Below are 12,620 nucleotides of genomic sequence, written 5' to 3'. Positions count from 1 at the left end.
ATTATGGAAGAGCAGGATAAACTTAAAATTCTTAAAGAACTTCTTTTTGCAGAAGAACACGAATTTGCTGACTCCATTGCTCAAAAAGTTGATGATTTAACCAAAATTGTTCACCAAAAAAAAGAACTCTCCTATAAAGTTGATCCTATTATTGATGATAAACTAGAAGAATTCGTACAGGAAATCCCTAAAACTCTGGGGCCAACTATTACAGAAACGTTACGAGAAGAAATTAAAAACTCTCAAGATGCCGTGGTAGAAGCTTTATTTCCTATTATCGGTAAAATGATCAAGAAATATATCGCTCATGAAATGAAATTATTGAGCGAAAACATCAGCAGAAAAACGAAAAAAGCATTTTCCTTTAGAAACTGGTTTCGTAGAACTAAAGCCAAGGTTCAGGGAGTTAGCGAAGGAGATCTTGCTATAACGGATTACGCAAAACCAAGGCTAATCCAATTGTTTGTTATCGAAAAAAACTCTGGTATATTAATTGCAGATTATAGTCCGTTATCAGAAGGTACCATAGATAAAGAAATGGTTGCCGGAATGCTTACGGCAATAAAAAGTTTTGTTGAAGATGCTTTTGAAGGAGGAAATCAAAATTTAGAACTCATAGAATATGAATTGTATACTATACATATACAAAATTTTTATTCTTATTATGTAGCTGCAGTAATTTCTGGAGCATATACTATGATGTTTAAAGAAGTTCTCGAAGATCAGATTATAGATTTTGCCAAAAATAATATTTCTAGCAAAGACTTAGAAAACAGTACCCTTTTTACTAAAAAATTAAAAAAACATTTTGCAGATGAAATTGTCTAAAAAAGTAGTCCTTTTAGGACACTTTGGTGTCGGAAAAACGTCTCTATTCAGACGTTTTATGGACAACGAATTTTCTAAAGAATACAAGGTAACCCTTGGAGTCCAAATAAAAAAGAAATTGATACAACTACCCGATGGTAGAGAATTATCTATGATCATCTGGGATACAGAAGGGCATTCTATTAGCATAGAAGATACCCGAAAATCATATCTCCTTGGTTCGCATGCCTTTATTTATGTCTTTGATCTTACCAGAGAAGAAACATATGCAACACTTACCAAAGATCTAGAATACCTTAAAGAAAACTACATCAAAGTACCCGCCAGAGTATTAGGTAATAAGCTCGACCTGGTTAATGAAAAAGAAATCAGACGTCAACTTACCGAAAAAAATATTCCTTTTGATGGTCTAACCAGTGCTAAAACAAATAAAAATGTCGAGAGTTTCTTTTTAGATTTGGCAGAAGAAATAACCAAGTGAGCATGACGAAACATCAAAACGACCATTCGCAATTTAATCCACAAGTACAAATCATTCATGTTACTTATGATAATATCATTACAGAAAGTGATCATACTTTTTTTAATTGGAAAGAAGGTACATTAATTTTTGATGCTCATCCATTTTTTGAAATCCTGCGAGAATTTGAAAAAAACACCTCTTCTGGTAAAAAAGCATTAAACTTTCCCTGTATTCACTTAGAAGATGGTGAAATAGAAAAGATTTGCGACATCACATTTACTCTTGAAAAAGAAGAAATCATAATTATTCTTTTTGATTATACAGGGAAATATAAAGACCTTAATCAAATAGCACAGCAAAAAAATGAATCCATTTTATTAGCCAAAGAACTCGAACTTAAGAACAAATATCTTCTGGAAAAAGAAGAATTTAAGAATAGTTTTATTGCTAATATCAATCATGAGATAAGAACACCTCTCACAAGTATATTAGGGTTTGTAGAAGTCCTGGAAAAAACCAAACTAACTTTCGAACAAGAGGAACTTGCCAGAATTATAAAAAGAGAAAGTCTTCATCTTAACGCTCTTATAGACGATATGATTGATCTGTCTAAAATAGAATCAGGAAAACTAAAAATTGTAGAAGAACGTTTTGCTTTTCATACTTTAATAGATGGGTTTCGTGAATCTTATGCTAAGGTCGCCGAAGAAAAACAAATTACTTTTGAGACTAATATAGATCCCAGCATTCAGGAATATCTCATCGGAGACAGAACCAGGATATATCAGATTTTAAATAATATCCTAACCAATGCTTTTAAATTTACCGAAGAAGGAAAGGTTATCCTTTCGGTAACCAAAAATTATCAACGTACCAATAAGCTAAGTCTTAATTTTAAAATTGAAGATACCGGGATTGGGATTATGGAAGAAAACATCCCCTATCTTTTTGAACGATTTACTCGTTTTGATCTCGACAAACGAATTTCTGGGACTGGTCTTGGGCTAGCAATAGTAAAAAACCTGGTAGATCTTTTAAATGGAGAAATAAAAGTAACCAGTGAGCCAGAAAAAGGAACCACATTTAATATAAAACTCCCATTTAAATTTGAGATCATAAAAACGACTCCAGCACGAAAAAAGAAAAAATATAAATTGCCAAAAAGTGCAACCAAATATAGAATCCTGGTCGTAGAAGATGAAGAAATAACACAATATCTAATTATGAAGGTATTGATCTCACAAGGTAACTTTTTTGTCGATATTGCTATTAATGGCGAAGAAGCTATTAACTATATCGAACGACGCAAATATGATTTGATTTTAATGGATCTTACCGTTTCTAAAATCGATGGATATCAGGCCACGCATATGATCCGAAACAATTATGGAGATAAATTTATTTCTGAAGTACCTATTATTGGTTTTTCTGGTAAAGCTAATGATGTAGCCAGAGATAAATGTATACGATCCGGAATGGATGACTTTATAGCCAAACCCTTCGAGCAAGAAGAATTGATTTATAAAATCACAAAACAAATAGCAAAAAAGGCAGCCGATTAAGCTGCCTTTTTTTATGGTTTAAAAATAGATTCTTATTATCTATTCATATTTTTAACCTCTTCTTCAAAAGTATCACTATCTACTCCCTGATCAACCAGGTTTAAGGCTTTATCGACAATGTATTTTGCATTTTCTGGATTAAACCCTAACCCAATACTCAGTTTCTCTAATAAAACTACCTGGCCTTCACCCTTTACATGATCTGCATAAACCATTCTAGATAAATCATACAATCGCTCAAGTCTCCTCTCATAACTCGTAGGAGGATTAATAGGATGTGTACTATAATCTTTTAAAATTTCTTTGTAATCATTCTCAGAAATACCCAGTCTGGTGGCTAATCTATCTAAAAAAGCCTTCTCCTCGTCAGTAATCACTCCATCACTCATTGCTATTTTTACAATTGCTGCAAAATGGTCCTGGTTTCTTTTCTGAAATCCGCTATCAAATAAATCAGATATTGACATTGTATACTTTTGTTTAATTTGCCGCAAATATAACTAAACTATATACCTTTTAAAATTAATAATTGCCATTTTTTAGTTTAAACCCTCATTATGCAATAGAAAATCTATTACACCCTGAAACTATAGTGAATTTGACAAAAAAATAATCACTACTCTACCCTATTTCACAACCTATCCTAAACATTAAAAGAACATATAACAGAACCTAAACATTCTGACAGCGATTTTAAATTTAGTTGTATTGGGATTATTCTTAATTCTTTAGAAAAAAATCAGTGCTTCAATCGTATTATTGATTCATTCTTAAAACAGCAACATCTGCAATCTCTTGTTATTCTTCACTTTACAGTATTTTTATTTTTTTGGCACGGCAATTGTTTATACTATATCCAAAGATGTATTACTAATTTAAAAATCATAAAACATGAAAACTTTATACATTAAATTCGGATTAAACTTTAAGCCATTCATTAATTTTATAAAACAACTACCTGCTTCTTCTAGTTATGCTATACACCGATAAGCCATGAGAAGATATAGGATCGTACCACTCTTATCGGGACTGGTACATAAAATGTAAAAAAGCGAGGTAATTTTGATCTCGCTTTTTGTTTTTGTTTACATTTTTCTAGTATCCAAAATTTTAGCGCAAGAAATTTACTTTAATAATAAACCTTCTATTTTTTTCAATCGCGCCTCCAGAACTTCATTTATTTTTTGCTGTTCTTTTAATTGTTTTTCCTGTGCAATGGTATACAATGTGAGTTCTTCTATTTTTTCAAGAAGCTTCATATTCATAATCCCAAGTTCTACACCATTTTTCTCCATTTCGATTGCAGAAGGAATATTAGGTAAATGTCCTTTTTCTTTAATGTGCTGTTGTATTTCTTCTATAGTTAACAAATCATACTCTTTGGTAAACACATAATCCGGAGCAGGAACGCTAAGATCTATTTTTACTTCCTCTGCATGAATTTTTCCTTTTACAGTGAGTCTGGAGTCTGGATTAGCAGTACCAATACCTACCGATTCTGTAGTGACATATACTTTTGAATTATCGGTTTTCCAACCATTCGAAATTGTATTTGAATCACCTCCTGCCAATGATTGAATTTCTGATTCAGTTAATACTCTATTAAATATCATAAACTCATCCATACTTCCTTTGAAATCGCTACCATAAGAATTTCCATTAAGAGAATATTTTTTTCCTATGCCCAAATTAGTGATCATTTGATTAAAACTTTGGGTCGCCCCTCGAACACCATTCAAATAACCTGTAATATTTTTATTGGCATCAATTGTGAAACAAACCAAAGACCATTTCGCTTGATTTGTTTGATCATATCCTCCTATAACAGTTTTCCAATCAGGCCGTGCCCACATTCGTATGGTTTGATTATAATATCCTACTCCCATAACATCAGGTGAATCACCAGTTAGATCAGTTAAAAATCTCGTATCATCGACAATCCCATCTGGTTTTACCCAAAATGCAATGGTCATTTGCGAAAGTTGTGGAGTAAGAATTTGAATATAATCATCTACACCATCAAAATAATACGCCGTATTTTCTTGTCCATCTTTTCCTATAGCAGATGTAATATTTCCAAAAACAACACCATTATTGTTTCCCTTTACATCATTCGCATTACCGTTAAAAGGCCAATATCCTATTAGAGCATCGTTTACAGTCTGTGCAATCCCAAGCGTTGATATAAGCACCAAAATGGCACTAAATAAAAAGTTTTTCATATTCATTGTTTTTATAAAATTGTTACTATTTCTTATCAATATTCTATTTTCTTTGTACATTACAACAAGAAGTCATTTGAGCTTTTAATTCTGGGCTGCAAAAATACATTTTGCACCCTAATTTCATCTTTCTTTCGCACCGTAGCTAAGGCTATGCTACTTAAAAAAGATATTATTATGTCACAAAAGCCTATTTTTTCGCTCCCAGACAAAAAGTTCAAATCACTTCTAATAAAACCCTCCCATGCCAAGGCACAGGAGAATTTTAAGAATTGCAAAAAATCAGCTAATAGCTGAATAATAAAAGGGGTAACCCTACCCTACATAGTCCAAAATTTCATCCCGACTTAGTCCTACCCTGATCAGGATTTAAAATTGGATTTGTCATTATTGCAATTGTTTTATAGTGCAATAATAAAGCATGCCAGTTTCGTTTTTCGGGACTGGCAGAAAAAAGTTGCTTTTTTTTGATATTTTTTCTTCTTGTTTAAAAAAAGGCCTCTATATCCTTATTTTATTGATCATCCGAAAAGATTCAATTTTATATTTTTATGCTATTTTCTGATTAACAAAACTAAATTCTCGTATAATTAGGATAGTTTTAACTTTGATCAATATCGTCTCATATTCCTAATGCATATTTTTACAGAAGGTAATAGTCATTGCGCTTTTTACATTCAACAAAAGATACATATGCAACATCAAAAACACCTCTTTGATCTATCAGACAATATCACTTATCTAAATGGGGCTTATATGGCTCCTCAATTAAAATCTGTAACAGAAGTTGGTCTTGCCTCTGTTATCCAAAAAGCCAGACCTAATGAAATCACACCCCAAGATTTTTTTACTCAAAGAGAGATTTTAAAACAACGTTTTGCCACTTTGGTCAACGCACCTGATTATAGAAACATTGCTATTATTCCCTCGGTATCCTACGGTATTGCTAACGCTGCTAATAACATCCCTATCAATCCTGGAGACGAAATTATAGTAGTTGATGAGCAGTTTCCCAGTAATGTATATGTCTGGCAAGAGGTAGCAAATAGACATGGTGCTTCTATAACAGTAATCAAGCCTCCAAAAGATTTTAAAGATCGAGGTGCACTATGGAATGAGAATATCCTGAATGCTATTACCAAAAAAACTGCTGTTGTAGCAATGTCTCATGTGCACTGGGCAGATGGCACATTATTTGACCTAAAAGCAATACGAGCAAAGACTAAAGCTGTACATGCTTTTTTAATCATTGATGGGACTCAAAGTGTAGGAGCACTCCCTTTCTCTGTTTCAGAAATTAAACCCGATGCTTTAATTTGTGCAGGGTATAAATGGTTACTTGGCCCTTATTCTACCGGAGTAGCATATTATAGTGATGCTTTTAATGAAGGAACACCTATAGAACACAACTGGATGAACCGTTATAACAGTGAGGATTTTACCAGGTTAACCCAATATGAAGATCGTTACAAGGAAAAAGCCGCCAGATATTCGGTTGGAGAGTCTAGTAATTTTGTATTAACCCCGATGTTGATTCGCGCTATAGAACAATTGATCGAATGGTCACCAGAAGCCATCCAGGAATACTGTAAAACGATCTCTACAACTGCCATACAACAGCTTAGAGATTTAGGCTGTTTTATCGAAGAAGACCATCATAGAGCACATCATCTTTTTGGTATTTATTTACCAGATCATATTGATTTGGAAAAATTAAAAAGGAAACTAAAAGAAGAAAATATCTTTATTTCTTTTCGTGGTAATGCCATTCGAGTTTCTTCTAATGTATATAATTCTGAAACAGATTTTAATCGATTACTGGCACAATTTGATTAATATAAGTTAAAACAGATTAAATATACTTTTTTTGGCGTGCCCTTCGGGTCGGGCTATCTGCTATATCTTTTGTTTATAAAAAATCCCCGAACAGTTTTAAACCCGAATTATGCATTAGAATACAACAGCTTGAATTGCAAAATATAGCAAACAAAAGGATGCCGCTACTATCCCTCGCGCAATACATTCTAACATAGAAATTTAAAATCCCTTTGCCAGAAATTTATATAGCTCTTATATTTGCTACAAAACATTATTAAGTGAGTGTAAATTTAATCTCGCAAATTGTTGCACAGTCTCGGCAAATGCAGAAACTGGGAGAAGCTATTGCCCAGCCCGAAACAAAAATACATCTGCAAGGAAGCATTGGATCATCATTATCATTTATTATTCAAAACAGCTTTATCCAAGCCGAAAAACCATTTCTCTGCATTTTTAATGACAAAGAAGAGGCGGCGTATTATCTCAATGATCTCGAACAACTACTTGGGGATAAAAATGTACTTTTTTACCCCGGGAGTTATCGTAGACCCTACCAAATTGAAGAAACCGACAATGCAAATGTACTCCTAAGAGCCGAAGTGCTTAATCGCATCAATTCTAGGAAAAAACCAGCATTAATTATCACCTATCCCGATGCATTGTTCGAAAAAGTAGTAACTCGAAAAGAACTCGAAAAAAATACCTTAAAAATTAATATCAATGATACGCTTTCACTCGATTTTGTAAATGAAGTATTATTCGAATATCAGTTTCAAAGAGTAGATTTTGTTACCGAGCCTGGAGAATTTTCGGTTCGTGGAGGAATTGTAGATGTGTTTTCTTTTAGTAATGACGAACCTTATAGAATCGAATTTTTTGGCGATGAAGTTGATAGTATTAGAACTTTTGATGTAGAAACTCAACTATCTACAGATCAAATTAAAAAAATCTCTATCATCCCCAATGTTGAGAACAAAGCATTACAAGAAACCAGAGAAAGTTTCTTAAAATATATTGCCTCAAAAACAGTAATTGTCACAAAAGACATTGACCTTCTTTCTGCCAGAATTGATAAAAATTTCGAAAAAGCCGAAGAGGCCTTCAAAACGCTTTCAAAGGATATCAAACATGGTACCCCAACAGAGCTTTTTGCTACATCAGAACTAATCAAAAAGCAATTATTAGATTTTACATTAATCGAAATCGGTAACCGCCCTATTACCAAAGCAGATTATGCAATAAAATTTGACACCAAACCTCAACCTTCTTTCAATAAACAATTCGATTTACTGATCAAAAATCTGAATGAAAATCATGAAACGGGTTATAAGAACTATATCTTCTGTGTAAGTGAACAACAGGCAAAACGCTTTCATGATATTTTTGACGATGCAGATCTTGATGTAAAACAATATGAAACCATTGTTTTTTCTGCCTTTCAGGGATTTATTGATCACAATCGTAAAATTGCCTGCTATACAGATCACCAGATATTCGAACGCTACCACAAGTTTAATCTCAAAAATGGATATGCCAAAAAACAGGCAATCACACTAAAAGAACTCACCAATCTGGATGTAGGTGATTATGTAACTCATATTGATCATGGGATTGGTAAATTTGGTGGATTACAAAAGATAGATGTAGAAGGCAAAAAACAAGAAGCTATCAAACTAATTTATGGAGAAAGAGATGTACTATACTTAAGTATACATTCGCTTCATAAAATTTCAAAGTTTAATGGTAAAGATGGTAAACCTCCGCAGCTATACAAATTAGGTTCTAAAGCCTGGAAAACACTTAAACAAAAGACCAAAGCTCGGGTAAAACATATAGCTTTCAATTTGATTCAGTTATATGCAAAACGGAAACTGCAAAAAGGATTTCAGTATAATCCAGATAGTTATTTACAACATGAGCTGGAAGCTTCTTTTATATATGAAGATACCCCCGATCAAAGTACTGCTACAGAAGCAGTAAAAGCTGATATGGAAAGTGAGCGCCCAATGGATCGGCTTATTTGTGGAGATGTTGGTTTTGGTAAAACCGAAGTCGCTATTCGGGCAGCATTTAAAGCTGTTGATAATGGGAAACAAGTAGCTATTTTGGTACCCACTACAATTCTTGCCTTTCAGCATGCAAAAACGTTTAGAGAACGTCTTAAAGATTTTCCGGTAACCGTAGAATATATAAATCGTTTTCGCACAGCAAAACAAAAAAGAGAGACTCTCGAAGATCTAGCCGTAGGTAAAGTAGATATCATTATCGGGACTCACCAACTAGTTAACAAAAATGTGAAGTTTAAAGATCTCGGATTATTGGTTATTGACGAAGAACAAAAATTTGGAGTATCGGTAAAAGATAAACTCAAGACCATAAAAGAAAATGTAGATACGCTAACTTTAACCGCTACACCAATCCCAAGAACATTACAGTTTAGCCTTATGGCAGCACGGGATTTATCTACCATTACTACTCCGCCTCCCAATCGTTATCCCATTGAGACCAATGTAATACGATTTAGCGAAGAAACAATACGAGATGCTGTAAGTTATGAAATCCAACGTGGTGGTCAGGTGTTTTTTATTCATAACAGAATCGAAAACATTAAAGAAGTTGCGGGGATGGTACAACGCTTAGTTCCCGATGCCAAAGTAGGTGTTGGTCATGGGCAAATGGAAGGAAAAAAACTAGAAAGCCTCATGCTTTCTTTTATGAATGGAGAGTTTGATGTATTGATTTCTACCACTATTGTAGAAAGCGGGTTAGATGTCCCGAATGCAAATACCATTTTTATCAATAATGCCAATAATTTTGGCCTTTCTGATCTACATCAGATGCGAGGTCGTGTAGGTCGAAGTAATAAAAAAGCATTTTGTTACTTTATCACTCCCCCCTATTCTGCTATGACCGAAGATGCCCGTAAACGTATCACAGCACTAGAACAATTCTCTGAACTGGGAAGTGGTTTTAATATTGCGATGAAAGATCTCGAAATTCGAGGAGCAGGAGACCTATTAGGAGGAGAGCAGAGTGGATTTATTAATGAAATTGGTTTCGAAACGTACCAAAAAATCCTAAATGAAGCCATCGAAGAACTCAAAGAAAATGAGTTTGCAGAATTATATAAAGAAGAGGCAACAGATAAGGTATATTTAAAAGACACACAGATCGATACCGATTTCGAATTGTTATTCCCAGATGATTACATCAATAATATTACCGAACGTCTTAGCTTGTATACCGAGCTTAATGCTATCAAAGAAGAATCTGACTTGCAGGAGTACGAAAAACGATTGATTGACCGTTTTGGTGAATTACCGGATCAGGCGATAGATTTATTAAATTCGGTTAGAATAAAATGGATAGCCACATCTATTGGGTTAGAAAAAATTATTATGAAACAAGGTAAATTGATTGGCTATTTCATTAGTGATCAACAATCTGGTTTTTATCAAAGTCCGGCATTTACACATGTATTGCAATTTGTACAACAGAATCCTGGAGTTTGTAAGATGAAAGAAAAGAACACCAGGAACGGGTTACGCTTATTATTAACTTTTGAAAATGTTAATTCTGTTGATAAGGCACTGCAAGTATTGCAACCGTTACAACCTAAGGTTGATATTGAAGCGTAATGATAATAAATAACATGAGTTCGATAGAAAATTACATCGAACTCATGTTATAAGGATTAGTTCAGTTTACTTATTTTAGAACTAATTTTTTTAAAATCTTTAGGTTTTATATTAAAAGACATTTTAGTGTGTTCTTGATAAATTGCATTTCCGGTTTTTCCATTTACAATGTTTATTATTTTATTATAATTTATCTGATTATACATTAAGTAATAGAAATCTTTCTTTTCGTTAAAGATTTTTTCTTCTAGTGTACCGTATTTAACTACTTCATATTTAAAAGGATAATCTTGCATTAACTTTTCTATTTCTGGGTTCTTTTTTTCTAATCCAAAAAAGCCATCATACCCGTATAATAGATTAGAATCTATATACAAAGTATGATTTTTAAGATCTTTTAACTCGGGGAGGACATAGTCATCATAAATATCAACAGGCCTTTCATTTTTTAAATTTTTATTTACTAATTGTAGATAATTTTTTAAATATCCTAATCTAAAATTGATAAAATCACCAACAACTTCTTCTGCGCTAAATGGTGCTGCTATTTGCTGCCTTATTTTGATATCTGGTGTAAAATAAATTGCACCTACTCGTGATATGCTCCAAGCATTGTTGTTTTTTTTCTTTTTTATTTTGTCAATAACACCAAAATCTATACAGGTAAAACTATATGATTTCATCATCCCTGATTGCGTAGTCACTTCAAGCTCCATAGTTTCAAATCTAGCCAAAGCATTGTCAATTTCTAAGTCATCCCCTGTAAAATCATCTTCATAGACTACTTTATAAGGAGTTATATCCCAAACCTGATTAAGGATATTTTCATAAGATGATTTAGGAAAAACATTAGGAAAAACAAATGTTGTTTGGGTATTCGTAAACCTTTTTAGCTCCTTATTGTTTAATTTCTTAAATTTATTTTTAGAATGTGAAAAATTCCCAACTCTTACCTGAGAAACCCCAAGTGCTGAGGTAAAAATAATTATGACAATAATTAAGGTTTTTGATTTGTAGTTCATTTTATGATACTATTTTAATTTTAAAAAATTAAAGTCCTGAAAACACAATTATTAAAAGGAGTGGTTTATACTTTTTTGCTAGAACCAAAAAAGCATAAACCACTTTAAAGTGTAAAAATAAAGAAAACCTGTTTTAAAAAAACTTATATTAAGTTTTTATTGAAAAATAGGATTTCTGTAATCATTATATTGTATTAGTGAACTACCAAACTCCTTGTATTTGCTATTGTTAAAAGATTCTACTATCCAAATTCACTCAATACTTTTTATATGATATGAATCTTAGGGAACTGGGGATAAAGGAAATAGATCAAATCATGAAACAGTTAAAACCTAGGTCATAAAATCAAAGGACTTACCCAAGAAGAACTGGTAGAACAATGTAATATTAGTGTTTGTACCATACAGTATATTGAAGCCGAGGGAGTAATTCTCAAAAGTCATATCACAAAAACCATCCGTCGATAAAAAATAACACTTTAACGATAGTTTTAATGTGTTTTACCGACAAACACCTTTAAACGAGGTATATATTTTTTAATTTTATCATAGTTATAATAATAATCCAACATTGGTTATGAACACAAGAGAAGAATTTAGTTTTTTAAAAGATTCCTGGAAACAATTACAAAAGATAAATAATCGAGTTAGTCAATTGATAGATGGTCTTAATGCTAATAAACTATATGCAATAAATTATTCAAACCTAAAGAAGAGATTTACAGAAGAAATAGAAAACTATAAAAACAATCCAGAATTAATCGATATAGAAGAATTTTCTATGAATTATTCTTTTGGATATCATTGCTATAATAATATTGATGATGTATACAGTAAAGAAGCAATGTACATTGAAGTTAAAAGTTATCTAAGGGCACTAAAAATTAGAACAGCATAGTACTTCTTAAATGTTCTTAATCTGTATTCAAAATCAATCCATAATTTGCATAACCGCCAATGCCTTACATCACCAATAATCAATACATCTAAATTCACTTTCCCAAAACATACAGGAATTACTATCAATACCTAGCCACTATCTCCAACCTCAAAAGTGCCTAAAAATA

Annotated in this window: 9 protein-coding genes; 6 read left to right on the top strand and 3 right to left on the bottom strand. The window is 32.6% G+C overall.

What is annotated here, in order from left to right:
• The first annotated feature begins 3 nt into the window (after positions 1-3).
• From NNH57_RS19365 to NNH57_RS19355, 3 genes are read left to right on the top strand one after another with little or no spacing between them, the layout of a single operon-like run.
• Positions 4-828, top strand: coding sequence for a cell envelope biogenesis protein OmpA (locus tag NNH57_RS19365; protein WP_108808009.1), 825 nt, complete (start codon positions 4-6; stop codon positions 826-828).
• On the top strand, positions 815-1,309 hold the full coding sequence (locus NNH57_RS19360) for a Rab family GTPase (protein WP_108808010.1): 495 nt from the start codon (positions 815-817) through the stop codon (positions 1,307-1,309). The genes NNH57_RS19365 and NNH57_RS19360 overlap by 14 nt, the downstream gene beginning before the upstream one ends.
• A gap of 2 nt (positions 1,310-1,311) precedes the next feature.
• Positions 1,312-2,853: an ATP-binding response regulator gene (locus NNH57_RS19355; protein WP_074405511.1), complete on the top strand. Its 1,542-nt coding sequence runs from the start codon at positions 1,312-1,314 to the stop codon at positions 2,851-2,853.
• A 35-nt stretch (positions 2,854-2,888) separates the two neighbouring features.
• Here the strand turns inward: NNH57_RS19355 and NNH57_RS19350 are convergent, their stop codons facing one another.
• Both NNH57_RS19350 and NNH57_RS19345 read right to left on the bottom strand, forming a co-directional pair.
• Positions 2,889-3,320, bottom strand: a complete 432-nt coding sequence (locus NNH57_RS19350; RefSeq protein WP_074405512.1) for a TerB family tellurite resistance protein — start codon at positions 3,318-3,320, stop codon at positions 2,889-2,891.
• Positions 3,321-3,977: 657 nt separating this feature from the next.
• A complete protein-coding gene (locus NNH57_RS19345) occupies positions 3,978-5,075 on the bottom strand; it encodes a LamG domain-containing protein (RefSeq protein WP_159099232.1) in 1,098 nt (365 codons plus the stop codon).
• A 693-nt stretch (positions 5,076-5,768) separates the two neighbouring features.
• Between NNH57_RS19345 and NNH57_RS19340 the strand changes: the two genes are divergently transcribed.
• Positions 5,769-6,911, top strand: a complete 1,143-nt coding sequence (locus NNH57_RS19340) for an aminotransferase class V-fold PLP-dependent enzyme (protein WP_108808232.1) — start codon at positions 5,769-5,771, stop codon at positions 6,909-6,911.
• A 305-nt stretch (positions 6,912-7,216) separates the two neighbouring features.
• The gene (gene mfd / locus NNH57_RS19335; RefSeq protein WP_408608258.1) at positions 7,217-10,531 is read left to right on the top strand and encodes a transcription-repair coupling factor; all 3,315 of its coding nucleotides are present in this window, start codon (positions 7,217-7,219) and stop codon (positions 10,529-10,531) included.
• Positions 10,532-10,587: 56 nt separating this feature from the next.
• On the opposite strand, the gene NNH57_RS19330 is transcribed toward mfd, so the two are convergent.
• Entirely contained in the window at positions 10,588-11,553 is a 966-nt protein-coding gene (locus NNH57_RS19330; RefSeq protein WP_074405515.1) for a hypothetical protein, read from the bottom strand.
• Between the two features lie 577 nt (positions 11,554-12,130).
• On the opposite strand from NNH57_RS19330, the gene NNH57_RS19325 reads away from it, so the two are divergent.
• Positions 12,131-12,451: a hypothetical protein gene (locus NNH57_RS19325; RefSeq protein WP_108808013.1), complete on the top strand. Its 321-nt coding sequence runs from the start codon at positions 12,131-12,133 to the stop codon at positions 12,449-12,451.
• Positions 12,452-12,620: the final 169 nt, after the last annotated feature.

Origin of the sequence: Aquimarina spinulae (assembly GCF_943373825.1) — a bacterium.
Lineage (GTDB): Bacteria > Bacteroidota > Bacteroidia > Flavobacteriales > Flavobacteriaceae > Aquimarina > Aquimarina spinulae.
Note: the sequence above shows the minus strand (reverse complement) of the source record. Positions and strands in the feature narration are given on the sequence as shown.